This is a genomic window from Pedobacter sp. GW821-FHT01D05, assembly GCF_059422505.1.
Genome location: NZ_JBWKXA010000002.1, coordinates 881,041 through 906,819, shown reverse-complemented (window position 1 = coordinate 906,819; position 25,779 = coordinate 881,041). Strand labels below are relative to the sequence as shown.

The window sequence follows — 25,779 nt, the reverse complement described above, 5'->3', positions numbered from 1 at the left end:
TTAATGTGATGTTAAAATCTAAAAAACTGCATTTTTAGGCTAAAATGGCATTTGGTTTTATTGAATGAGATACCCCACAGTATCAGATGATGTATTAATGTAGAGGTAAAATCACTTGCACATCAACAAAAACAACCCCACATTTAACTAACAATTAAACTAAATTTATAATAAAGCATGAAAAGAATCTTTACAAGAATCTCTGTTCTCGCTGCATTTTGTTTGCTAACAATTAACGTAGCATTAGCGCAAAACATTACCGTAAAAGGTAAAGTAGTTGATGGGGGTGACAAAACTCCCCTACCAGGCGTATCTATTTTAATTAAAGGCACACAAACTGGTACGCAAACAGATGTGAACGGCAACTACTCCCTTAGCGCGCCGGCTAATGCCACACTGGTATTTAACTTTGTAGGCTATACAGCATTTGAGCAAGCTGTAAATAATCAAACAACCATCAATGTATCAATGGCTTCATCAACACAACAATTAGAGCAGGTTGTAGTTGTGGGTTACGGTACGCAGAGAAAAATTGATGTAACTGGATCTGTAGCGACTGTAAAAGGTGAGGACATTTCAAAACAAGCATCAGTTAACGCTGTAAGTGCACTACAAGGTAAAGTTGCGGGAGTTTCAATTACGAATAGCGGTGCACCTGGCTCATCACCAAGAATTACTATCCGTGGTACGGGTACAGTATATGGCAACACAGGAGTTCTGTACGTTGTGGATGGCGTTTGGTTCGATGATGTTAGTTTCTTAAATCCTGGAGATATTGAGAACTTAAGTATTTTGAAAGATGCATCATCACAATCTATTTACGGTATTCGTGCTGCGAATGGCGTGGTATTGATCACTACAAAAAAAGGTAAAAATGGCGATCCAGTAATCAGTTACAATGGTTCCGTTGGTTATAAAAAGGTTACTAATCAAATCGAGATGACTAATGCAACTGAATATGCAACCATCATCAATGAATTGATTAAATCTAATGATGCAACTGCCGCTCCGCTATTCTCAGATCCTTCAAGTTATGGAGAAGGCACTAATTGGTACAATCAAGGCTTTAGAAATGCTTTGCAAACCAATCATCAAATCTCGGTAAATGGTGGTACGGAGAAAACAACATATAATTTCTCTCTAGGTTATACCAATGAAGATGGAATTGTTAAAACGCAGAATTATAAGCGTTATACGGCTAAGCTTTCAAATGATTTCCAAGTACTTAAACCATTAAAAATTGGCTATACAGTATCTGGAACAGCGATTAACACAAACGATATTAGTGATGGTATTTTCCGTCAGCTATATGCTGCAGGTCCTGTTGTACCTGTTTACTATGCTGATGGTAGTTATGGTGATGCGAATGACTTTGGATTAGGAGGAGGTAATAACTTCAATCCTCAAGTAACATTAGATTATTTCAATCAAAAATCAAAAAACTATCGCATTACAGGTAATGTTTATGCTGAATTAACAGTTGCTAAACACTTTATTTTTAGAACAAGTGCAGGCGGCGATTTTGGCCAAAATGAAGTGAGAGCTTATTCTCCAGTTTATCAAGCAACGCAGGGGCAAAGAACTACTCAAAGTACTTTGAACATCAACAGAGATGAGAACAGAAACTGGATTCTTGAAAATACTTTAACTTATAAAAATACTTTTGGAGATCATAATTTAACTGTATTACTTGGGCAAACTGCTCAGAGAAGAAAAAATTATTTTGTCAGAGCTACAGCTTTCGATGTTCCATACAGCAGCGACGGGGATTTATATCTTGCCTTAGGTACTGCATCAACGCGCCGTGTTGAAGATGGTGGAAGTTTACTAACTTCAGCTTCTTATTTTGGAAGAGTAAATTACTCCTTCAAGGATCGTTATCTATTAAATGCAACCATTCGTAGAGATGGTGCATCACAATTCTTTAATGGAGGCGACTTATGGGGTAACTTCCCTGCAGTTGGTGCTGGCTGGATAATAACAGGCGAAAACTTCATGAAAAACCAGAAAGTAGTTAACTATTTAAAACTGAAAGGTTCGTGGGGTAAAGTTGGTAACGCGGGTGTTCCTGTAAACCCAACAACATTAACCGTTGATCAAAGTGGAAAATTGGTTGCTTTTTTTAATGGTGTTGGATATACTGGTGCAAATGTAAACTCGATCGTTCCATCATTTTTAAACTGGGAGCGCACCGTAGGTACGGATATTGGTATTGAAGCTAAATTCTTGAACAATCGTTTAAGTATTGAAACTGGTTTCTACAATAAAAAAACTGAGCAAGCAATTTTTGATATTAACGTATTACAATCAATTGGAACTTCAAGTGGTAAACTAATTGGTAACCAGGCAGATTTCCAAAATCGTGGCTTCGAATTTTTAGCAACTTACGCAGATCAGGCTAAAAACGGTTTCAGCTACTCCATCAGCGGTAACGTTGGGATTAATAATAACAAAGTATTATCTGTTATTACAGGCTTAAATCCTATATATGCAGGTGGAGCTGGTATCGCCAACGGTGCCTTGGCTACCCGAACAGTTCAAGGTGGACCAATTGGCGCTTTCTTTGGTTATCAGGTAGCAGGTATTTTCCAAAATGCAGCTGAAGTTGCGGCTTCTGCGCAAAAAACTTCTGCAAAACCAGGTGATTTTAAATACGCTGACGTGAACGGTGATGGCGTTATTGATGGAAAAGATCGTGTAGTACTTGGTAATCCTAATCCTAAATATAGCTATGGCTTAAATGCAACATTTGGTTACAAAGAATTTGATCTTTCACTAGATGTTCAAGGCGTTGCTGACGTTGATGTTTACAATGCAAATGTGGCCTATCGTTTTGGTAACGAAAACTTTAGTAAAGATTTTTATGATAACAGATGGCATGGGGAAGGAACCTCTACAACTTATCCATCTGCTAATGTTGGATCAACAGCTAATGCAGCTCCAAACTCATTCTATGTTGAAGATGGATCATATATCCGTTTAAGAAATGTTCAATTGGGTTATACATTGCCAACGAGTTTAATGACGAAGTTAACCTTAAGAAAAATCAGAGTTTTTGTTGATGCTCAAAACGCCATTAACTTATTCGGATACAAAGGATTTACTCCAGAAATAGGAGGAACACCGACAAACGCAGGTATTGATGCAAATGTTTATCCATTATCTGCGACGTACAGATTAGGTCTTCAAGTTACTTTCTAATACCGATAAAGACATGAAAATTATTAATAAAAACAACTATATACAAAAGCTTGGGCTAATTGCTTTATGCTCAACCATTTTGATAAGTCCTGCATGTAAAAAAGATTTTTTAAATGTAGATCCACAAGCGCAACAACCTGCTGTAACATTTTGGAAATCGCAGGATGATGCTACCAAGGCAGTAAATTCCATTTATGGTAACTTAAGAACCTGGGAAAATACAGCTTTTCCAGCATTAGCGGTTGAAAGTATCCCTGGTGATGATGCTGAAAAAGGCAGTTCAGTGAATGATGCCAGTTATTTGAACAATTTCGATAACTATACGGCCTCATCAACTGAAGGTCAATTCGGTGGCTTTTGGACCGGGCAATACCAAAATATTAATTTGTGTAATCAGGTATTGGATAACATTCCTGCGATAAACATGGATGCAAGTTTAAAAGCTCGCTACCTAGGCGAAGCTAAATTTGTTCGTGCCTATTCTTATTTTAGATTAGTAAGAGCTTTTGGTGATGTTCCTTTGCGTTTAAATGTGCCAAAAGATGCTACTGAATTTAATATTCCCCGTACACCTAAAGCACAAGTGTGGGCCGCGATCGAAAAAGATTTAGACGATGCAGCAGCTGCATTGCCGCAAACGTATCCTGCTGCCGATAGAGGTAGAGCAACAAAAGGTGCTGCTTTAGCGCTACATGCTAAAGTTGCTATGTATTTAGGCAAATGGGATCAAGTACTTTCATTAACCAATACTGTAATGGGCATGGGTTATGATCTTTTCCCAAACTATGAGCAGGGTTTCCGCTTAAACAATGAAAACAACGTTGAATCTGTTTTTGAAATTCAATGCGAAATCAATCAAAGTATCCCGGGCTCAGCCACCTCTCAATATAGCCAAGTTCAAGGTGTTAGAGGGTCTGTTGGAGGATGGGGCTTCAATGTGCCAACAGCAACATTAGCAGCAGCTTATGAGACAGGCGATGTGAGAAGAGATGCTACTATCATTTTTAGAGGCGAAACTACTCCACAGGGTGATATTATTGCAGCAACTGGAGATAATCCGATGTATAATCAAAAATCTTACGTTCCTTTCAGCTTAATTATTACAGGTGTAAATGAAGGCGCTCAACAAAATGTTAGGGTACTTCGTTTTGCAGATGTTTTATTAATGAATGCTGAAGCAGCTAATGAACTGGGTAATGCTACATTGGCTAAAACATCTTTAAACAAAGTTAGGGCGCGTGCCCGTGGTGGCGTAGCAGGTGTATTACCCGATGTTACTACGAACGATAAAGAAGCACTTCGCCAGGCAATTTGGAAGGAGAGACAAGTTGAATTCGCAATGGAATCAGACCGTTATTTTGATGTGATCCGTCAAGGTCGTGGTACTGCCGTATTTGGTCCTAAAGGATGGAAAGCAGGCAAAAATGAAGTTTGGCCAATTCCGTCGACTGAAATTGATTTAAGTGCAGGAACACTAACGCAAAACCCAGGTTATTAATCGCTTTTAAAATTATAGAAATGAAAACAAAATATTTTTTATTGATGGCTGCGATAACCTTAGGATTATCTTCTTGCCAAAAGGAATTTGATCCTGAAAGCTATGCTCCAGCTTTAAATATTGGTGGTTATACCAGTGCAAAACAGGTTGCATCAAATAGCTTGGTAGCCTATTGGGCTTTTGATGGAAGTTTGATTGACAGCGTTTCTAATACTGTGGGCGTAAACACAGGAACATCATTCGCTCCTGCTGTTAAAGGCCAGGGCTTACAAGGTGCTTTAAATGGTTATGTTATATCTAATACACCTACTGCTGTTCAGAATCTAAAAAGTTTCACGCTAACCCTATGGGAAAAAATGCCACTGAACGATAAGGGAATTGTCGGTCTGGTTGATGTATCTAATTCAACTGCCTTTTGGGGAAACATGACAGTGTTCTTTGAAAACGGTGGAACAGCAGCATCAGGAAATTTGAAATTCCACCTAAACAATGCAGGTTCTGACAACTGGTTAGGCAATTATGCAATGACTAGTCCTTGGGATAAATGGAATCAAATTGCGTTAAGCTATGATCAAACAACCTCTACTTACAAAGTTTATGTAAATGGCTCAAAAATCGCGACGCAAATAATAGCGAATAACGGACCATTAGTATTCCAAAATGCCAGTAAAATGGTTTTTGGTACTGTTCATTTTCAAACTACCCCTAGCTTAACAACAGCTACAGGGAAACAAGATTGGGCCAGTTATTTAGTAGGTCAGTTAGATGAAGTTCGCATCTACAATAAAGCTTTAACGGATACAGAAATTAGTTCATTACAAAAACTAGAAGGAAGAGGAAAATAACTTTTCTATTCTGATAGCCAAAATTAAAAGGGCTGCCAAATGGTGGCCCTTTTCAACTCTCCTACTATGAACAATAAATATTTTTATATTTTAATCTTATCAATTGTTTTTTTTGCGTGCAAAAAAAGCGATACACCTTCACCAATTGATCCCCCCGTTACACCAAGCTCATTTTCTTTTAGTGATTTAAAAGTTAATGATACTTACAATGGATTTACCTATTATGGTATAAATAATAGCCCAATTATTAAAATCACATTTTCATCACCAATTAATGCCACTTCAGTTGGTGCTAATGTTACCCTTAATGATGATGCTGGAAATTTAGCCGCATTCACATCCAAACTAGAGAATAACGATAATACAGTTGTAATTACGCCATCGGCGCTGCAACCTATTACTAAATATATTTTAAATGTCAATACCGGCCTATTGTCGAAAACCGGGAACAAGCTACTTTCGGCCATTGTGGTAAATCTGATTACTGCTGTTGATGATGCAGACAAATTTGCACGCATCGGCGACGATGAACTTTTAACGCTCGTTCAAAAACAAACATTCAAATATTTCTGGGATTTTGGTCACCCTACAAGCGGTTTGGCAAGAGAAAGAAATACATCAGGCAATATTGTTACATCAGGCGGCTCTGGCTTTGGGATTATGGCATTAATAACTGGTGTTAACCGTAATTTCATCAGCAGAGCGGATGGTTTGGCAAGAGTACAGAAAATGGTATCCTTTTTAAAAACTGCCGATCGTTTCCATGGCGCCTATCCACATTGGTTGGATGGCAATACCGGAAAAGTAATTCCGTTCAGTACAAAAGATAATGGTGGCGACCTTGTTGAGACTTCATTTTTAATGGCGGGCCTAATTACCGCCCGTCAATATTTTAATGGAGCTGATGCAGCAGAAACTGCATTACGAGCTGATATTAATACCATTTATAACGGCGTAGAATGGAGCTGGTACAGAAAAGATAACAGTAATACACTTTATTGGCATTGGAGTCCTAATTATAATTGGGACATGAACCTGCCCATTAAAGGCTGGAACGAGTGCTTAATCACTTATGTAATGGCTGCAGCATCCCCTACTTTCTCTATTCCTAAAGCAGTTTATGATAATGGCTGGGCACAAAATGGCGCCATGAAAAATGGGAACACCTATTATGGTGTCCAACTTCCTTTGGGTACAGCCAATGGTGGCCCATTATTTTTTTCTCATTATTCTTTCCTGGGTATTAATCCAACAGGTTTAAGCGATGCTTATGCCAATTACGAAACACAAACTAAGGCACACACACAGATCAATTATAACTACTGCAAGGCCAATCCACTTGGAAACTATGGGTATAGCGAAAATTGCTGGGGTTTAACGGCTAGCGACATTCCAAACGGATACACCGCTAGTGCACCTGGCAATGATGTTGGTGTAATTGCCCCTACCGCAGCTTTATCATCTTTTCCGTATACGCCAACAGAATCGATGCAGGCGCTAAAATATTTTTATTATAAACTGGGCAACAAAACCTGGGGAGATTATGGTTTTTACGATGCTTTCTCCCTAAAAGATCAATGGTTTGCTTCTTCTACTTTGGCCATAGATCAGGGACCAATTGTAGTAATGATCGAAAATTATAGAACCAAATTAATCTGGAACTTATTTATGTCGGCTCCCGAAGTTAGAACTGGCATGAAAAACCTTGGATTTAGTAGTCCCAATCTTTAACATTATACAACAAAATGAAATTTATATTCCGAAACTTCTTTCTATTATCACTTACCCTTTTCACGCTGTCATCATGTGCGCAGCATGAAACCTCATCATATCATTCCGATCTTAAAATCAAGAAAAACCTTTCTGATATTGAATTATTAGATCTGGTTCAAAAACAAACCTTCCAGTATTTTTGGGATGGGGCTGAACCAACATCAGGTGCCGGTAGAGAGCGTTTTCATGTGGATAACGTGTACCCTGAAAATGATAAGAGTACAGTAGCAACCGGTGCAACTGGCTTTGGCCTGATGGCTATTTTAAGTGGGATCGACAGGGGTTATGTGACAAAAAAAGATGGATTAGACCGTTTAAATAAAATATTGGATTTTTTAACCAAAGCCGATCGCTTTCATGGTGCATGGCCACATTGGATTAATGGCGAAACCGCTAAAGTACGCCCATTTGGAAAAAAAGACAATGGGGGTGATTTAGTTGAGACTTCTTTTGTTGCACAGGCCTTAATCTGTATTAACGAATATTATAAAAATGGTACTGAACCTGAAAAAACATTGGCAAAAAAAGCTGATGAACTTTGGAAAGGAATCGATTTCAACTGGTACCGCAATGGCCAAAATGTGTTGTACTGGCATTGGTCGCCAGCGTACAAATGGGAAATGAACTTTCCCGTTAAAGGTTACAACGAATGTTTGATTATGTACGTTATGGCCGCCTCATCCCCTACGCATGGCGTCCCTGCAGAGGTTTATCATGAAGGCTGGGCAAGAAACGGGCAGATTAAAACTAATTTCAACTTTTATGGTCATCCCTTTACATTAGATTATCAGGGTCAGAAAAAATCGGTTGGTCCTTTGTTTTGGGCGCATTACTCTTATCTGGGTTTAAACCCGAAAGGATTGAAAGACCGTTATGCCGATTATTGGGAAAATAATGTAAACCATACCCTTGCCATACACGATTACTGTGTAGCCAACCCCAAGAAATTTAAAGGTTACGGCGAAAATAACTGGGGCTTAACGGCCAGTTATTCGGTAAAAGGTTATGCAGCACACAATCCTCAGGAAGATTTTGGCGTAATCTCCCCTACTGCCGCTATATCATCAATCCCATACACGCCAAAAGAATCGATGAAGGTAATCAGACATCTTTACGAAGATCTGGGGGATAAAGTTTGGGGAAAATATGGTTTTTACGACGCCTTTTCAGAACAGAACAATTGGTACCCGAAAAGATATTTAGGTATTGACCAAGGCCCAATGGTGGTGATGATCGAAAATTACAGATCGGGCCTGCTTTGGAAGCTGTTTATGGGGAACAAAGATGTTCAAAATGGCTTACAAAAATTAGGTTTTGAACATCCGACTTTAAAAAAATAAAATGAGAAGGCTGATTACAACAATAACTATTATAATCTGCACGGCTTCGGCATTTGCACAAAATCAAAAAACATATTGCAACCCAATCAATGTAGATTATGGTTATACACCATTCGAATCTTTTACCGAATGGGGAAAACACCGTGCCACTGCCGATCCGGTGATCGTAAATTATAAGGGCGACTTCTATCTTTTCAGTACGAACCAGTGGGGTTATTGGCATAGCGCCGATATGCTGAACTGGAAATTCCACGAAAGAAAATTTCTCCGTCCATGGAATAAAACAAAAGATGAATTATGTGCACCAGGTGTAGGCATTATTGGCGATACCATGGTTGTTTTCGGGAGTACCTATACTAAAAACTTCACGTTATGGGGAAGTACCGACCCTAAGGGGAACAAATGGTTCCCATTGGTTGATTCTTTAGAAATTGGTGGCTGGGATCCTTCCTTTTTTACCGATGACGATGGCAAATTTTACATGTACAACGGAAGCAGTAACAATTACCCCATGTACGGTGTTGAATTAGACCGTAAAACCTTTCAACCTAAAGGCACCCGCACGCCAATGTACCTGCTTGAAAGCTGGCGATATGGCTGGCAGCGTTTTGGCGAATATATGGACAATACATTTCTGGATCCCTTTGCCGAAGGTGCATGGATGACCAAACATAATGGCAAATATTATTTTCAATATGGGGCTCCAGGAACCGAGTTTAGTGGTTATGCTGATGGCGTGGTGGTTGGAACAAAACCTTTGTTTTATGATAGTCCATTTACCCCACAATCTGATCCTTTAAGTTATAAAAGCGGTGGATTTTCCCGCGGTGCTGGTCACGGTGCAACCTTTCAGGATAACGGCAAAAATTACTGGCACATCTCTACCAGCATTATCTGCGTAAAAAACACCTGGGAGCGTAGGATGGGAATCTGGCCAACGGGTTTTGATAAAGACGATGTGATGTGGACGAATACCGCCTTTGGCGATTACCCACTTTATTTACCCGCTGAAAGAAAAGAAGGTGGCCCTGCTGGCCCCGGCTGGATGCTCATTAACTATAAAAAACCCGTTACTGTTTCTTCAACTTTAGGAAGCTTTAATGCCAATAATGCTGTTGATGAAAGCATCAAGACTTATTGGAGCGCAAAAACTGCAAACAAAGGAGAATGGATCCAGACTGATCTGGGGAGCCTTGCAACCGTTACTGCCATACAAATTAACTATGCTGATCAGGATGCAGAATTTATTGGTAAACAGATCGGAATTTTTCACCAATACAAAATCCTTTGCTCAACCGATGGAAAAAAATGGACTACGCTGGTTGATAAAAGCCAAAACAAAACCGATGTACCGCACGATTACATCGAGCTCCAAAAGCCAGTTAAAACAAGGTTTATCAAAATGGTAAACATCCATATGCCAACCGGAAAATTTGCCATTAGTGGCTTACGTGTTTTTGGAAACGGAAATGGTGAAAAACCAACAACAGTTAAAAACCTGATTGTGCTGAGGACAGAAAAGGATAAACGCAGTGCCTACATCAAATGGGAACCCGTTGATCATGCATTTGCCTATAATCTTTATTACGGTACTGCACCAGATAAGCTATACAATTGCATCATGATCCATGATTTTAATGAGTACTGGTTCAAAGCAATGGACAGCCAAAAGGCATACTATTTTGCTATCGAAGCGATAAATGAGAATGGTGTATCGGCAAAAACCGAGGTAAAGAAAGTTGATTAATAAAAATACATAGCTCACACTCGTTCTAACGAGTGCGAAAATAACTAATCGCTTTTAGCGATTAATGTTAAAACACGATAAAATCGTAAAGCTATTTAGGCACTCGTTGGAAACGAGCGCCAGCTTAAATAAAAAAAGTTGATTAAATAAATGCTCACGCTCGTTTCTAACGAGTGTGAAAATAACTAATCGCTCTTAGCGATTAATGTTAAGACGATAAAATCGTAAAACCATTTAGGCACTCGTTGGAAACGAGCACCAGCTAATAAAAGAATAAAACACACATATAATGAAGAGAGCGAATATCCTGGTTGTTTTTTTAACCCTGCTTGTACTGAACGGATCAGCACAAACAAAAAAACTTGTTTCGACAGCAGATGCAAAGATGAATACCTTCATCAGCAACCTCATGGCGAAAATGACCGTTGATGAAAAAATTGGTCAATTGAACCTGCCAAGTTCTGGCGATATCACCACCGGACAGGCCAATAGTAGCGACATTTCAAAAAAAATAAGAGATGGACAGGTTGGTGGTTTATTTAACATTAAAGGAGTAGATAAGATAAAGGCAGTTCAAAAGATTGCAGTAGAAAACAGTCGAATGAAAATTCCTTTGCTTTTTGGAATGGATGTGATCCACGGTTACAATACTGTTTTCCCAATTCCCTTAGGAATGAGTTGCGTTTGGGACATGAATGCCGTACAAAAATCGGCAAGGGTTGCTGCAATAGAAGCCAGTGCAAGTGGAATTAACTGGACCTTCTCTCCTATGGTTGATATTTCGAGAGACCCACGTTGGGGCCGTATTTCGGAAGGAAGTGGCGAAGATGCTTATTTAGGTTCACAGATTGCCGCCGCCATGGTGAAAGGTTATCAAGGTAAACTTCAGGCTAATAACGAAATTTTAGCCTGCGTAAAACATTATGCGCTTTATGGTGCTGCCGAAGCTGGCAGAGACTACAATACCACCGATATGAGCAAAGTTCGCATGTACAATGAATATTTCCCTCCTTACAAAGCCGCTGTTGATGCAGGTGCAGCCAGTATCATGGCTTCTTTTAACGAAGTTGATGGCATCCCTGCAGCCGGAAGCAAATGGTTAATGACCGATGTTTTGCGTAACCAATGGGGCTTTAAAGGTTTTGTGGTAACCGATTATACGGGTATTCCTGAAATGATTGCACATGGTATGGGCGATTTACAAACTGTTTCAGCCCTGGCTTTAAATGCTGGCATTGATATGGATATGGTGGGTGAAGGCTTTTTAGGTACTTTAAAAAAATCATTGGCAGAGAAAAAAGTTGGCATGGCACAAATAGACAGGGCCTGCAGATTAGTGCTTCAGGCCAAATACAAACTGGGCTTATTTGCTGATCCTTATAAATTCTGTAATCCAGAAAGAGCAGAAAAAGAAGTTTTCAGCCCGGCTAGCCGCCAGGTTGCACGCGAAATTGCAGCTGAAAGCTTTGTATTACTAAAAAATAACAATAATGTACTTCCATTAAAAAAATCAGGTACAATTGGCTTAATCGGTCCATTGGCAGATAATACGGCCAATATGTATGGTACATGGAGTGTTGCAGCTCTTTTTGATAAATCGGTAACGGTACTTCAAGGTTTAAAAAATGTTTTGGGTGATAAAGCCAAAATTTTAACAGCACGTGGGGCTAATTTTTTAGCAGATTCTGCTATGGAGCACCGTTATGTAAACATACACAACCCTACTTACAAACGCGACCCACGGACCGAAGCTGAAATGATCAAAGAAGCGCTAGAGGTTGCTAAAAAATCAGATGTTATTGTGGCTACCATTGGTGAAGGTTCTGAATTTACAGGCGAAAGTAGCAGTGTAACCGATATCCAGATTCCTGAAACGCAAAAAAACCTGTTAAAAGCATTGGCTAAAACGGGTAAACCAGTAGTACTAGTCTTATTTACCGGCAGACCATTGGCATTAAACTGGGAGCAGGAAAATATTCCTTCCATTTTAAATGTTTGGTTCCCGGGTAGTGAAGCAGGAAGTGCAATTGCCGATGTACTTTTTGGCGATGTTAATCCTTCGGGTAAACTGAGTGCAACTTTTCCTCAAAATGTGGGTCAGGTACCTTTGTACTATGCACATAAAAACACCGGTAGACCATTGGCAGAGGGTAAATGGTTCGAAAAATTCCGTTCTAATTATTTAGATGTAAGCAACGATCCTTTATATCCATTCGGCTTTGGCCTGAGTTATGCTACGTTTAATTACAGCGATATTAAATTAAGTTCAAATACCTTAGCCAAGGGGAAAACGATCACCGCATCAGTTACTTTGAGCAATACAGGTAAATACGAGGGTAAAGAGGTCGTTCAATTATACATTCAGGATCTTGTGGGAAGTATTACCCGACCGGTTAAGGAGCTGAAAGGTTTCCAAAAAATTAATTTAAAAGCCGGAGAAAGTAAAACCATCACTTTTAATATTTCGGAGAACGATCTCAAGTTTTACAATGCTGATTTAAAATTCGTTGCTGAACCCGGCGATTTTAAAGTATTTATCGGAACAAATTCACGTGATGTAAAAGGGGCATCTTTTACACTGAAATAAAGACAATTAGGTTTGGTTATAAACCCTGAGCTATTGTAAAATAGCCAGGGTTTTCTATTTTTGTTAAATGAAACCATCATAATTTATCAAAAAAACACGTGGTAATAACAAATTATGATAGCTTCATTACGATTAAAAACACATTAAACAGATGAAAAAGATTATTCTAACTATCTGCATTCTTTTTTCTGTACTCTTTTTAAACGCTCAAGACTTAAAAAAATACGACAAGGGAAGCTATATCAAGGGAAAGGACTCTATTTACTACAGAATCCTGTTTCCCGAGAATTTTAATCCTGACCAAAAATATCCGATCATATTTTTTCTGCATGGAAGCGGAGAAAGAGGTAACGATAATGCGAGTCAACTGGTACACGGTGGAAAATTGTTCCTAAAAAACGATGTACGCAAAAATTTTCCTGCTATTGTTGTTTTCCCACAATGCCCATCAAACGATTTTTGGGCAAATGCCAATTTTGAGAAAGATGCCAAAGGTAAAAGGAGAATCAGTTTTGTAGAAGGTGGCCAACCAACCAAAATCATGCATGCGCTACAGGGCATGGTTAAAAACTTCCTTAATAAACCCTATATAAACAAAGAACAGGTGTATGTGGGCGGTTTATCTATGGGGGCAATGGGTACTTATGAGCTGTTAAGAAGAGAGCGCCGCAAATTTGCCGCTGCCATTGCCATCTGTGGTGGCGATAACACCAACAATATTAAAAAATATCAAAAAATACCGCTTTGGATTTTCCATGGCGCAAAGGATGATGTTGTTGATCCGGCATTCTCAATTGCCATCGCCGAGCGCTTAAAAACCGTTGGTGATGAGGTAAAATTTACCCTATATCCAAATGCCAACCACAATAGCTGGGACAGTGCCTTTGCAGAGCCAGAGTTGTTAAGCTGGTTGTTTTCGCACAAGAAATAGTAGATTAATTAAACCTCGCAGGTTTCCTTTCGATCGTCACCCTGAACCGAGCCTTAGCGAGCTCACCGAAGGTAATTTATTTCAGGGTCTTTCTTAGATAGATGCTGACCACGTAGTAGCTACAAGACAACTAAAAACACTATTTATACTTGTAAAACAAGTTCAGCATGACGATGATTGCACAAAAAAAGGCTTAAAGAAAAATCTTTAAGCCCTTGTAAATTATTCAATTGATATTACTCAGCCATGTTGTGATAAACGGCCTGCACATCATCATCTTCTTCTAACTTATCAATCAATTTCATTACATCAGCAGCTTGTTCTTCTGTAACTTCGTGATGCGATAAAGCAATACGTTCTAATTTAGAGCTTTTTAACTCAATACCTTTTTCTTCTAAAGCTTTTTGTAAAGAACCAAAGTTTTCGAAAGCACCCTGAGCAACTGCTACATCGTTTCCTTCTTCGTCAGCCTCAACATATAGTTCTTCTAAACCGGCATCAATCAGTTCAAATTCTAACTCTTCAAGGTCTAAACCTTCGGCCGGTACAAAACGGAAAACAGATTTGCGGTTAAAAACGAAATCTAATGATCCGGTTTTACCCAAAGAACCATCCGTTTTGTTAAAATAACTGCGAACGTTTGCTACGGTACGGTTGGTATTATCAGTAGCCGTTTCAATTAAAACCGCAACACCATGCGGCGCATAACCTTCATATACAATTTCTTCGTAATTGGCCATCGATTTATCAGAAGCGCGTTTAATAGCAGCCTCTACCCTATCTTTTGGCATGTTTACCGCTTTTGCATTTTGCATCGCCGTACGTAAACGCGAGTTGGTTTCCGGATGAGGTCCTGATTCCTTAACCGCCATTACGATATCTTTACCAATACGTGTAAACTGAACCGCCATTTTGGCCCAACGCTTAAATTTTCTCTCTTTTCTAAATTCGAATGCTCTTCCCATTTTTCGAGTATTGAGATATAAGATTTTGAGATAGGAGACCTTATGCCTTCAACCTTTCAACCCTCTACCTTTATATTATTTTTTTAAATTATTTAACATATCAATTGTCAGTTTCGATAAATCGAACGCTGGTTTCCATCCCCAATCTTTTGCCGCATAGTTATCGTCGATAGAACGTGGCCAGCTATTTGCAATTTGCTGACGGGGATCATTAGCGGCGTAAGATAATGTAAAATCTGGAATATGTTTTCTGATTTCGGCTGCTAAAACCTCAGGTGTAAAACTTACGCCACCAAAATTATAGCTGCTACGTACCGAAATCTGATCGGCAGGTGCATCCATAAGCTCAATAGTTCCGCGGATGGCATCATCCATATACATCATTGGCAATTCAGTTTCTGCATTTAAGAAACTCTGGTAACTGCCTTTTTTCAATGCATCGTGAAAAATATGGATCGCATAATCTGTTGTGCCGCCACCCGGGGCAGCTTTCCAGCTGATTAATCCTGGATAACGGATACTCCTCACATCCAATCCGTATTTTTGGTTATAATATTCGCACCAGCGCTCACCTGCCAGTTTGCTAATTCCATAAACTGTATTCGGATCCATTACGCAATATTGCGAGGTATTATCTTTTGGCGAATTCGGGCCAAATACAGCGATTGAACTTGGCCAATACACCTTTGCAGTTTTATATTCTAAAGCTAAATCTAAAACATTCAGCAAGCCGTTCATATTTAAATCCCAGGCTAATTTTGGATTTTGCTCACCTGTAGCCGATAATAAAGCCGCTAAAAGGTAAACCTGTGTTGGTCTGTATTTATGAAAAATGCCATTGATCATTTCTTTATCAAGTACATTCACAAATTCAAACGGTGCAGAGTTTTTGATGTCGTAATCTGGTCTGCGTATATCGCATGCAACCACATGATCATCACCATATATTTTACGTAACATGGTTACCAACTCGGTACCAATTTGCCCGTTAGAGCCTAAAACAACAATTTTTTCTTGCATAATTTTTTTGAGATTGAGCAAAGGTAAAAAAATGAGATAAAAGGCGATAAAATATTTATACTTAGTGTATCCTTGAGAGGTTAACCACATAAGTTATTTAATGGCCCGATTGTTTAATTGCCAATTGATAACTGCAAATTGCCAACTGAAAACTGTTAACTGACATCCCCAGCATTAGAACCTTTCAATATTGAAACAATCAAACTTGATTACATTTCAACATTAATTTTATTACATTTACTACACTTACCTGCATAACCAAATAACAAATGACTCACGCTGAGCCTGAAAAATCTAATGATTTACTTGATCGCTTAAAACAGGGCGATAAACAGGCTTACGAAAAAATATATTTTACTTATAGTAATGAGCTTTTATTGGCTGCCTACAAAAAAACAGGCGACAAGGTAATTGCTGAAGAATTGGTGCAGAATATCTTTATCTCCCTTTGGGAAAAGCGGCAGGAAGCAGTGATCAATAACCTCCAGGCTTATTTGTTCGGTGCCCTCAAGTTAAGTGTAATCAACCACATCAGGAGGCTCGTTATGGAGAATAAGTACATGGAGTACCAGACCCTAACCTATTCAGAAAACCATCATGATACCACAAACCTGGTCGATCTTCACGATCTATCTTCCATTATTGAAGAAGGAATTAATTCGCTCCCAAAAAAAACACAAGAGGTTTTCAGACTGAGCCGTTACCAACACCAATCTACCAAAGATATTTCTACTGGTTTAAACATTTCCGAAAAGGCGGTAGAATACCATATCACCCAATCCATTAAAAGGATAAAAGAATACATTAAAAATTTTTACATCTTTTTATAGCTGATTATCAGATAATTACAAATTATTTCAGCTTTTTCAGCTCCTACCTTTAGGGGTTCGCATTCATTGTGTTACTTGTATAGTATAGAGCCAAATATTCTTTCTTATGAACCAGAAATCATTTTACGATTTACTAAGCCGTTATGAAAACGGAAATTGTACCGAAGCTGAAAAGCTATGGGTAGATAAATGGTATCATAACTTAAATAACCAGAATTTTAAAGACTTATCATCAACTGCTCTCGAAGAAATGCAGATGAATGCTTGGCTCGGCATCAATAATATTGAGCAGAAACCAACAACCACATTAAAAGTTAAAAAGCTTTGGCCAAAATTGGCTATTGCAGCATCTATTATTGTTGCATTTTTTATTGCCGGTTTATATTTAACCAATTACAACCATGCCGAGCAATCTTTTATTGATGAAAATGAAGGCTTAAACTTAATCAGCAAAACCAATGATACTGATCGTTCCATCGTTATAGCGCTTAGCGATGAAAGCACAGTAACACTTAAACCGCAGGCCAATATTATTTATCCAAAGGCTTTTGCTTCCAATAAAAGAATGGTTTATTTAAAAGGAACAGCTTTCTTTTCGGTAAGTAAAAACCCTAAGCGTCCGTTTTATGTGTACAATCAAAAACTGGTTATACGTGTTTTGGGTACCAGCTTTTGGGTAAAATCATCAACAGATAAACTTCCGGCTCAGGTTGCGGTAAGAACGGGGAAAGTTCAGGTAGAGGAAAATCAGAAAAGTTCGCTATTCGTTTTCACTAAAGAAAAACTGGCTAAACCAATTCTGCTTACGCCAAATCAAAAAGGTGTTTTTGCCGACCACAAATTAAATAAAACATTGGTAAGCAAGCCTATTCCTTTGGCAGAGGCTTACAACATACCAACAAATTTGAGCTATAATTTTAAAGAAGAAAGCGTTAAAGAAATTTTCAAAACCTTATCTGAAGCTTATGGTATAGAGATAAAATCGGATAATGAGCAGATTTCGACCTATACTTTTACCGGAGATCTAAGCAAAAAAGGGCTATATGAGCAGCTCGACCTGATCTGTGGAACCATATCAAGCAAATATTACATCCAGGGAACCAGCATTGTGGTTTCCAATAAAAACTAACCAAATATATAAACATGATGAAGAAGAACCACAACACCAACAGCCCATAACCGCGGCTCCATTTTCCATAATATTTTTCTAAAAAACAAAGCCGACAATGTGGGGCATTGCCGGCGAGTTAAATACATCAGAAATGTATTCATGGTATTTCTATGTCCAATAAATCCAATCATTTAATGAACAATAACCAAATTTATGAAAAAAAATCAACTTATTTCGCTGGCGATATATGCAATGAGAGTTTCGATTTACCAAATACTTGCAATAATAATTTTTACTTGTGGTGCTTTTGCCAAAAATGTCGACGCACAAGATTTTCTGAACAAATCAATTTCGATCAAAGCCGATCAAACAGATATTAAAACCATTATAGAAAAAACAGAACACCTAGCCAATGTTAAATTTGTTTACAGCCCACAATTAATAAACTCCAACCGTAAAGTTTCTATTAATGTGGTTAACCAAAAACTTAAATACTTTCTTGAGAATTCGCTAAAACGTTATGACGTGGGATATAGGATAGTTAAAGATCAGATTCTGCTCTATTCTATTCCCGCCAATAACAACCTCGAACTACTAAAAGCCTTTGAAGGCATTGTTACCGGAAAAGTAACCGATAGTAAAGGGAATGCCATCCCTGGGGTATCGGTTACCGTTAAAGGGAAATCAATCGGGACCACAACCGACGAAAATGGTGCTTTTGCACTAAAAGGCTTAACTGTTGATAGCCGTGTCATCGTGGTGAGATACGTAGGTTTCATTTCCAAAGAAGTAAACCTATCACCAGGTAATGCCGACGAAAACCTAAATATCAGCCTGTCAGAAGATAACCTACAGTTGGAAAGTGTGATGGTAACCGGCGGTAATCCAAAGAAAAAGCTAGAAAGCAGTGTGGCCTTAACCTCGGTGAGCAATAAAGATATCACCAACAGAGCACCATTAAATAGTACCGATTTATTAAAAGCCATACCAGGTTTAACGGTAGAAAGTACGGGTGGAGACGGTCCGGGAAATGTTTGGGTAAGGGGCTTTCCGCAGCAGGGCGGATATATCTTTCTGGGCATTCAGGAAGATGGTTTACCGCTTTTACCAACAGGTTTCAACACCAACCCATCTGTAGATCAATACTATAAAACAGATTTAACCATTCAGAATATCGAAGCGGTTAGAGGTGGTAATGCCTCAATTATTCAGGCCAATACGCCAGGTGCTGTAGTGAATAACATCAGTTACGTGGGCGCCGATAAACAATATGGCCAGTTTAAATTTACCACTGGTTTTTCGCAAGGTTTATACCGTTTTGATGGGAATACCGGAGGCAAAATAAACGATCAGATTAAATATAACATTGGTGGTTTTTACCGTACCGATAACGGCGTGGTAGATCAGGGCTTTAATCCGGCCAACCAGGGCGGACAGGTTAAAGGCAACATGACTTTTAATTTTAAGAACAACAAGGGTTTTTTCAGGGTGTATGGTAAATACCTGAATGATAAAGTTCAGTTCTTACTAACGAGTTACTACCCTTACGATGGTACTGGCAAGCCAACCACTTACCGCGATTATAATATGGCTTCACAATCGATCCTACCTGTTCAAACCGAATGGAGTTATAACGATCCCGCAACCGGAAGCCATAATTTTAGTTTAACAGATGGTATCCATACCAAATTGGGCTCAGCTGGTTTACAGTTCAACTATTTAACCGATAATGGCTGGCAGATTGTAAACAATTTCCGTTATCAAAATACCCATACAAACTCAACCTATACTGTTCCTGCTGGAATTACAGCCAGAACAGTGGCTACACCTTACTATTACCCTGGAGGCGCCGTTGCACCGTTTGTAACTGGCGATTATGTAATTACATCAAACGCACAGGGACAAATTAACAGTGATGTTCAAATTGTTGATTATCTGGACCTGAAAAAGACCATTAAAAATCATAGTTTAAATATCGGTGCAGGTATTCACCAATACAATCGCGATGATTTACGCTATGCATTTAGGTCTTTTACAGAATTTAAAGAGCACCCAAGCATCATTTTGCAATCGCCAACAGCAGCAGAAAGAACCGTTCAAACCAAAAACACCTTTATTGGCAATACCAGAACATTATCAGCCTATGCAGGCGATGAGATTAAAATATCCGAAAAATGGCGTTTAGATATTGGAGCCAGAATTGACAACCAGAATGTTAAGGGGGACAGACCTTATTATGCACTTAATGCAAACGGCACAGTAAATATTGCAGCAGCAGCAACTCCAACCATATTGGGTTATACCAGCTATGATGAAACATTAACCAACTGGGCAGCATCAATTGGTGCAAATTATAAAATAAGCACTACGGCAAGTATGTTTGCGCGGGCTACAAAAGCCTATAACGCTCCTAATATAGGCGATTATAATGCTTCAGGATATAACGGTGCAAACATTAAAAAACGCCCGGTTTATTTAGGTGAAGTAGGTTTTAAATATGCCAAAAACAATCTGGCCATTTTTGCATCAGGAAGTTATTCTGCCATTAAAAATGTTTCATTAACGATTAATGTGCCTACAGCCGCAGCTGGCACACAGGCTTTGGTGGCCTTTGGCTCTACACGTACATGGAGTGCCGAGTATGAAGTTTCTTACAAAATATTCAAACCGCTGAGCTTGCGCTTAACCGGAACACTGCAAGATTCTAAATATACCGATTACGAAGCAAATACAAGTGGAAATGCCGCTGTAGCTGCCGAATTTGGCGACCGTGTATATAGTTTTACTGGAAAAAGAACCGAAAGGGTACCTGTATTGAATACAGAGCTAGGTGCCAACTATGATTACAAAAACTTTAACCTGTACGTGGCAGCCAATTATGTTGGCAGTCGCTTTACCTCACCTAGCGGCAGTTATGAACTCCCATCCTATGTGGTCATGAAAGCCGGAGCAGGATATAATTTTACGAAAAAGATTTCAATAAGATTTTGGGCAGACAACTTGTTAAATGCAAAAGTGTTGACAGAGGGCGATGTTCGCGGAGATCAGTTCAGAGATTTCTCAACCGTAACCCCTGGCACATTAATGATTGGCAGAACATTACTTCAACGTACGTTCTGGGGATCATTAGCTTATTCATTCTAACAAAATAAAACCGGAGTTTACGCTCCGGTTTTTTTAATTCTAAAACATCATGACAACAAGAAGATCATTTTTACAAAAGGTAAGCCTTGCTAGTGCAGCAGTTTTTTTAAGTCCATCATTAGTTACGAAGGCTTTAGCAGCGCCCGCTAAAGTTTCAAAAATCGGAATCGGACTTTTCACTTTAAGGGAACAGTTAACTGCTGATGTAAAAGCCACCATCGAACAGGTAGCTAAAATTGGGTATAACCAGGTAGAAACCTATTATGGTTATCCTGGCAAATACGAAATGAAAGGTTTTTGGGGTTTGGAAGCAAAAGACTTTAATACCTTATTAAAAGCAAATGGCCTCACTTCTCCTAGCGGCCACTATAACCTAACTGAATTTTTATCCTCTGGAGACGATAAAGTGCTAAAATCGCACATCGAAACCGCAGCCACCGTTAGCCAGAAATATTTCGTTATCCCAGCTTTGCCTACCGATATCAGGGCCAATGGAACATTGGATGATTACAAGCGCATGGCCTCAAAATTTAACCAGGCGGCTGAGCTTTGCCAAAAGTCAGGATTAAAATTAGCTTACCACAACCATAACTTCGAATTCAAAGATCAGGGCAATGGGGCTACAGGCTATGAAATCCTGCTCGCTGAAACCGATGCCAAACTGGTAGGTTTTGAACTCGATATCTTTTGGGCGGTAAATGCAGGTTTAAACCCTGTTGATATGTTCAAGAAAAATCCGGGCCGTTATAAAATGTTTCATGTTAAGGATATGGATAAAACAGACAAAGCAGTTTTCGTGGAAGTGGGTTCTGGCAGGATAGATTTCAAGCACATTTTTGCTGCCGCTAAATTGGCCGGAGTAGATTATATTTTCACAGAACAGGACATCATCAGGAAAGCACCTTATGAGAGTATAGCAGAAAGCTACAACTACGTCAAAAAAAACCTACTTTAAGCAGATTTTCCCCTTAAAAACCCGGTGTTTTTAGATTTATTAGTAAATAATATACTTACCAGTACTAAATGTACTTTTTACACCAAGTTAAATCGACATAAAAACACGGTTTAAATACTATTAGAGCGACAAAAAATCATTTATTTAGAATAATTCTACCAAGTAACAATCACATTGCACAGCGATAATTTAACTTAAAAAAGTTATTCTTTCCGTTATATTTTTTCTAATATTACTAATTCAACACATAAGTAACCAATATATAAAATCATAAAGACGATGCACAGAAGAGAAGCACTCAAAAACGTTGCATTTTTGCTGGGAGGAGCAATCTCAGCAAGTACAATGGGCGTTTTATTTGAAAGTTTTACGCTCCCGGAAAACGAAAAGAACTTTGTCCTCTATTCTTTGGAAGATGAAAAAATTTTTGCTGAATTCGCTGATATTATTGTTCCTACTACCAAATCGTCTGCGGGCGCCAAGGCTGCAGGTTTAGGGAAGTTTATCCCGATGATGATGAAAGATTGTTACCCTGCTACCATGCAAACCTCATTTGCGCAAGGTTTTAAAGATCTTCAGGCTAAATCAATGAAAGATTTTGGAAAAAGTTATATCACTTTAACACCAGCCGACCGTAAAAAACTAATGATCGATTTAAGGGCAATCGCGCTTGCCCAAAAAGAGAGCAAATCAGAAGAGAATAAAGATTTAGCTTACTTTTTTATTACCGCAAGAGATTTAACCCTACTTGGTTATTATTCTTCAGAAATTGGTTGCACCAAAGCACGCGAATATGTGCTTATTCCAGGCCGATATGATGGCAATGCGCCATTAAAACCAGGTCAAAAATCCTGGGCAACCTAATTTCTAACCACAACAACAAAACATCATGAATTTAAATACAAATTTAAAAGCAGAAAATACTTACGATGCTATTGTTATAGGATCGGGAATTAGCGGTGGCTGGGCTGCCAAAGAACTTACAGAAAAGGGCTTACGCGTGTTGATGCTCGAAAGAGGAATGAACATTGAGCACATTACCGGTTACGAAACGGCAATGAAAAATCCATGGGATTTTAAACATGCCGGAAAACTTACCGAAGAGCAAAAACGTACTCACCCGGTACAAAAAAGAGATTATCCTTACCAGGAAGCAAATGAAAAATGGTGGGTAAACGATTTAGAATGCCCATATACCGAAGATAAACGTTTCGATTGGTACCGTGGTTTCCACGTTGGTGGAAAATCGCTAATGTGGGGCCGCCAAAGTTATCGTTTAAGCGATCATAACTTTGAAGATAATGCAAAAGACGGACACGGAAGCGATTGGCCTGTTCGTTATGCAGAACTTTCACCATGGTACGATTATGCAGAACGTTTTGCGGGCATCAGTGGTTCAAAAGAAAACTGGCCTACCTGCCCTGACGGACAGTTTTTACCTCCAATGGATTTAAACATTGTAGAAAAATCGGTTAAGGCACGTATCGAAGAGCACTATAAAAGAGAAAGGATTATGATGATTGGCCGTGTTGCCAATCTAACGGTACCACATAAAGGCCGTGGCAATTGCCAGTACAGAAATTTATGTAGCCGTGGCTGTCCGTTTGGTGCCTATTTCAGCACGCAATCTTCTACCCTTCCTGCAGCTATGGCAACCAAACGTTTAACGTTAAGACCATACTCTATCGTAAATCATATTATTTATGATAAAGACACTAAAAAAGCGAAAGGTGTAATGGTTATTGATGCCGAAACGAACAAAACGATGGAATTTTATGCTAAAATCGTTTTTGTAAATGGTTCTACATTAGGCTCAACATTCATTTTATTAAACTCTACATCAGAAGCTCATCCAAATGGATTGGGTAATGGAAGTGGTCAGTTAGGACACAACTTAATGGACCACCATTTCCGTTGCGGCGCATCTGGAGACGCCGAAGGTTTTGATGACAAATACACTTATGGACGCCGTGCAAACGGAATTTATATCCCTAGGTATCAGAATATCGGCAACGATAAACGTGATTACCTGCGTGGTTTTGGTTATCAGGGCGGTGCAAGCAGAGCAAATTGGCAGAATGATGTAGCTGAACTTTCTTTCGGAGCAGATTTAAAACAAAAAATGACCACTCCAGGCAAATGGTCTATGGGCTTGGGCGGTTTCGGAGAGATGTTACCTTACTACGAAAATAAGGTATACATCGATAAAACCAAAAAAGACAAATGGGGACAACCCGTATTGGCTATCGATTGCGAGTACAAAGAGAACGAGAAAAAAATGCGTGTTGATATGATGAATGATGCTGCTGAAATGTTAGAAAAGGCTGGCATGAAAAACATCAAAACATTTGATAATGGCTGTTATCCAGGTATGGCGATCCACGAAATGGGTACCGCAAGGATGGGTAATGATCCGAAAACTTCTGTACTGAATAAATGGAACCAGATGCACGAAGTAAATAATGTTTTTGTAACCGATGGATCTTGTATGCCATCAATCGCTTGCCAAAACCCATCGTTAACATTTATGGCTTTAACTGCCCGTGCCTGCGATTACGCTGTAAAAGAATTAAAGAAAAAGAACATCTAGACAAGGTAAAAGGCGTAAGGTTTAAGGTATAAGGGAAATTGCCCTAAGCCTTACACCTTACGCCTCACACCTTTTATAAAAATGAAAAGAAAATTAAGAATGGGCATGATAGGCGGTGGAAAAGACGCTTTTATCGGTGCCGTACACCGTTTGGCTGCCAATATGGATGGCCTTATTGAATTATCTGCCGGAGCTTTAAGTGTAAATCCTGAAATTGGATATGAATCTGGAAAGCTACTTTTCCTTCCCGATAACAGAATCTACACCAATTACGAAGAAATGCTGACGAAGGAAAGTGAATTGCCAGCAGATGAAAAAATTGACTTTGTAACCATTGTTACCCCAAACTTCGCCCACTTTGCCCCTGCAATGATGGCTTTGGATAAAGGTTTTAACGTAGTAATCGAAAAACCAATGACTTTAACTTTGGAAGAAGCAAAACAGCTGAAAGCTAAAGTAGAAGAAACGGGCTTAACGTTATGTTTAACGCATACCTACTCGGGTTACCCAATGGTTAAACAGGCCAAACAAATGGTTAGCGAAGGTGCTTTAGGTGCAATCAGAAAAATCATCGTCGAATATCCTCAAGGCTGGTTAAGTACTTTATCTGAGCGTGAAGGAAATGCACAGGCAGCCTGGCGCACTGATCCATCTAAAACCGGAAAAAGCGGTAGCATGGGTGATATTGGTACACACGCCGCTCATTTGGCAGAGTATATCTCAGGTTTAAAAATCACAAAAATCTGTGCCGACTTAAGTATTGTTGTTCCAGGTAGAGCTATTGACGATGACGGAAACGTATTGTTAAAATTCGACAATGGTGCCAATGGTGTTCTTGTGGCTTCTCAAATTGCTGCCGGAGAAGAAAATGCATTAAAAATTAAAGTATATGGCGAAAAAGGTGGCATAGAATGGCACCAGATGGAACCGAACACCTTAATTGTGAAATGGTTAAATGCACCTGCTCAAATCTACAGAACGGGTAACGGTTATATGGGCAGTTTCGCACAGCACAACACCCGAACACCTGGCGGTCACCCAGAAGGTTACTTAGAAGCGTTTGCAAATATTTATAAAAACTTTGCATTAACAGTAGATGCAAAGTTGAATAACGAGCAACCTACTGCCGCAATGTTAGACTTTCCAGGTACTGATGATGGCATTAGAGGAATGGCATTTATCGAAAATGTAGTGGCTTCTAGCCAATCAGACCAAAAGTGGTTAGATTATAAATTATAACAA

At 39.1% G+C, this 25,779-nt stretch carries 17 protein-coding genes; 15 read left to right on the top strand and 2 right to left on the bottom strand.

Annotated elements, in window-relative coordinates; translation table 11 throughout:
• The first annotated feature begins 177 nt into the window (after positions 1-177).
• From AC07VK_RS11960 to AC07VK_RS11925, 8 genes are all read left to right on the top strand, one after another.
• A complete protein-coding gene (locus tag AC07VK_RS11960; protein ID WP_492960618.1) occupies positions 178-3,201 on the top strand; it encodes a SusC/RagA family TonB-linked outer membrane protein in 3,024 nt (1,007 codons plus the stop codon).
• 13 nt (positions 3,202-3,214) lie between these two features.
• Entirely contained in the window at positions 3,215-4,699 is a 1,485-nt protein-coding gene (locus tag AC07VK_RS11955) for a RagB/SusD family nutrient uptake outer membrane protein (protein ID WP_492954879.1), read from the top strand.
• Between the two features lie 20 nt (positions 4,700-4,719).
• Positions 4,720-5,544 carry a LamG domain-containing protein gene (locus AC07VK_RS11950; RefSeq protein WP_492954878.1) on the top strand — a complete coding sequence of 275 codons (825 nt, stop codon included), beginning with the start codon at positions 4,720-4,722 and terminating at the stop codon, positions 5,542-5,544.
• A gap of 66 nt (positions 5,545-5,610) precedes the next feature.
• Complete coding sequence (locus tag AC07VK_RS11945) at positions 5,611-7,275, top strand: glucoamylase family protein (protein ID WP_492954877.1); 1,665 nt, start codon at positions 5,611-5,613, stop codon at positions 7,273-7,275.
• 14 nt (positions 7,276-7,289) lie between these two features.
• Entirely contained in the window at positions 7,290-8,657 is a 1,368-nt protein-coding gene (locus tag AC07VK_RS11940; RefSeq protein ID WP_492960616.1) for a glucoamylase family protein, read from the top strand.
• Position 8,658: 1 nt separating this feature from the next.
• Complete coding sequence (locus tag AC07VK_RS11935) at positions 8,659-10,404, top strand: discoidin domain-containing protein (protein WP_492960614.1); 1,746 nt, start codon at positions 8,659-8,661, stop codon at positions 10,402-10,404.
• Positions 10,405-10,693: 289 nt separating this feature from the next.
• Positions 10,694-12,991: a beta-glucosidase BglX gene (gene bglX, locus AC07VK_RS11930; protein ID WP_492960612.1), complete on the top strand. Its 2,298-nt coding sequence runs from the start codon at positions 10,694-10,696 to the stop codon at positions 12,989-12,991.
• A gap of 151 nt (positions 12,992-13,142) precedes the next feature.
• Positions 13,143-13,922, top strand: a complete 780-nt coding sequence (locus tag AC07VK_RS11925) for a carboxylesterase family protein (RefSeq protein WP_492960610.1) — start codon at positions 13,143-13,145, stop codon at positions 13,920-13,922.
• A gap of 236 nt (positions 13,923-14,158) precedes the next feature.
• Here the strand turns inward: AC07VK_RS11925 and AC07VK_RS11920 are convergent, their stop codons facing one another.
• Together AC07VK_RS11920 and AC07VK_RS11915 are read right to left on the bottom strand one after the other, a co-directional pair.
• The gene (locus AC07VK_RS11920; RefSeq protein ID WP_492954871.1) at positions 14,159-14,887 is read right to left on the bottom strand and encodes a YebC/PmpR family DNA-binding transcriptional regulator; all 729 of its coding nucleotides are present in this window, start codon (positions 14,885-14,887) and stop codon (positions 14,159-14,161) included.
• 75 nt (positions 14,888-14,962) lie between these two features.
• Positions 14,963-15,907 (bottom strand): NAD-dependent epimerase/dehydratase family protein, encoded by a 945-nt coding sequence (locus AC07VK_RS11915; RefSeq protein WP_492954870.1) that lies wholly within the window; start codon positions 15,905-15,907, stop codon positions 14,963-14,965.
• A gap of 269 nt (positions 15,908-16,176) precedes the next feature.
• On the opposite strand from AC07VK_RS11915, the gene AC07VK_RS11910 reads away from it, so the two are divergent.
• From AC07VK_RS11910 to AC07VK_RS11880, 7 genes are all read left to right on the top strand, one after another.
• A complete protein-coding gene (locus AC07VK_RS11910) occupies positions 16,177-16,737 on the top strand; it encodes a sigma-70 family RNA polymerase sigma factor (RefSeq protein WP_492960608.1) in 561 nt (186 codons plus the stop codon).
• Between the two features lie 106 nt (positions 16,738-16,843).
• Entirely contained in the window at positions 16,844-17,866 is a 1,023-nt protein-coding gene (locus AC07VK_RS11905; RefSeq protein WP_492960606.1) for a FecR family protein, read from the top strand.
• A gap of 195 nt (positions 17,867-18,061) precedes the next feature.
• Positions 18,062-20,992, top strand: coding sequence for a TonB-dependent receptor domain-containing protein (locus AC07VK_RS11900; RefSeq protein ID WP_492960604.1), 2,931 nt, complete (start codon positions 18,062-18,064; stop codon positions 20,990-20,992).
• A gap of 49 nt (positions 20,993-21,041) precedes the next feature.
• The gene (locus AC07VK_RS11895; protein WP_492960602.1) at positions 21,042-21,947 is read left to right on the top strand and encodes a TIM barrel protein; all 906 of its coding nucleotides are present in this window, start codon (positions 21,042-21,044) and stop codon (positions 21,945-21,947) included.
• Positions 21,948-22,226: 279 nt separating this feature from the next.
• Positions 22,227-22,811 (top strand): gluconate 2-dehydrogenase subunit 3 family protein, encoded by a 585-nt coding sequence (locus tag AC07VK_RS11890; protein ID WP_215131336.1) that lies wholly within the window; start codon positions 22,227-22,229, stop codon positions 22,809-22,811.
• Between the two features lie 25 nt (positions 22,812-22,836).
• Positions 22,837-24,537: a GMC oxidoreductase gene (locus AC07VK_RS11885; RefSeq protein WP_492954865.1), complete on the top strand. Its 1,701-nt coding sequence runs from the start codon at positions 22,837-22,839 to the stop codon at positions 24,535-24,537.
• Positions 24,538-24,618: 81 nt separating this feature from the next.
• The gene (locus AC07VK_RS11880; RefSeq protein ID WP_492954864.1) at positions 24,619-25,776 is read left to right on the top strand and encodes a Gfo/Idh/MocA family protein; all 1,158 of its coding nucleotides are present in this window, start codon (positions 24,619-24,621) and stop codon (positions 25,774-25,776) included.
• Positions 25,777-25,779: the final 3 nt, after the last annotated feature.

Excerpts from the sequence above, each read along its gene's own strand:
- AC07VK_RS11900 (WP_492960604.1), top strand. The coding sequence starts at position 18,062 with ATGAAAAAAAATCAACTTATTTCGCTGGCGATATATGCAATGAGAGTT.
- AC07VK_RS11885 (WP_492954865.1), top strand. The coding sequence starts at position 22,837 with ATGAATTTAAATACAAATTTAAAAGCAGAAAATACTTACGATGCTATT.
- AC07VK_RS11920 (WP_492954871.1), bottom strand. The coding sequence starts at position 14,887 with ATGGGAAGAGCATTCGAATTTAGAAAAGAGAGAAAATTTAAGCGTTGG.
- AC07VK_RS11955 (WP_492954879.1), top strand. The coding sequence starts at position 3,215 with ATGAAAATTATTAATAAAAACAACTATATACAAAAGCTTGGGCTAATT.
- AC07VK_RS11895 (WP_492960602.1), top strand. The coding sequence starts at position 21,042 with ATGACAACAAGAAGATCATTTTTACAAAAGGTAAGCCTTGCTAGTGCA.
- AC07VK_RS11950 (WP_492954878.1), top strand. The coding sequence starts at position 4,720 with ATGAAAACAAAATATTTTTTATTGATGGCTGCGATAACCTTAGGATTA.
- AC07VK_RS11940 (WP_492960616.1), top strand. The coding sequence starts at position 7,290 with ATGAAATTTATATTCCGAAACTTCTTTCTATTATCACTTACCCTTTTC.
- bglX (WP_492960612.1), top strand. The coding sequence starts at position 10,694 with ATGAAGAGAGCGAATATCCTGGTTGTTTTTTTAACCCTGCTTGTACTG.
- AC07VK_RS11915 (WP_492954870.1), bottom strand. The coding sequence starts at position 15,907 with ATGCAAGAAAAAATTGTTGTTTTAGGCTCTAACGGGCAAATTGGTACC.
- AC07VK_RS11945 (WP_492954877.1), top strand. The coding sequence starts at position 5,611 with ATGAACAATAAATATTTTTATATTTTAATCTTATCAATTGTTTTTTTT.
- AC07VK_RS11910 (WP_492960608.1), top strand. The coding sequence starts at position 16,177 with ATGACTCACGCTGAGCCTGAAAAATCTAATGATTTACTTGATCGCTTA.
- AC07VK_RS11935 (WP_492960614.1), top strand. The coding sequence starts at position 8,659 with ATGAGAAGGCTGATTACAACAATAACTATTATAATCTGCACGGCTTCG.
- AC07VK_RS11925 (WP_492960610.1), top strand. The coding sequence starts at position 13,143 with ATGAAAAAGATTATTCTAACTATCTGCATTCTTTTTTCTGTACTCTTT.
- AC07VK_RS11890 (WP_215131336.1), top strand. The coding sequence starts at position 22,227 with ATGCACAGAAGAGAAGCACTCAAAAACGTTGCATTTTTGCTGGGAGGA.
- AC07VK_RS11905 (WP_492960606.1), top strand. The coding sequence starts at position 16,844 with ATGAACCAGAAATCATTTTACGATTTACTAAGCCGTTATGAAAACGGA.
- AC07VK_RS11960 (WP_492960618.1), top strand. The coding sequence starts at position 178 with ATGAAAAGAATCTTTACAAGAATCTCTGTTCTCGCTGCATTTTGTTTG.
- AC07VK_RS11880 (WP_492954864.1), top strand. The coding sequence starts at position 24,619 with ATGAAAAGAAAATTAAGAATGGGCATGATAGGCGGTGGAAAAGACGCT.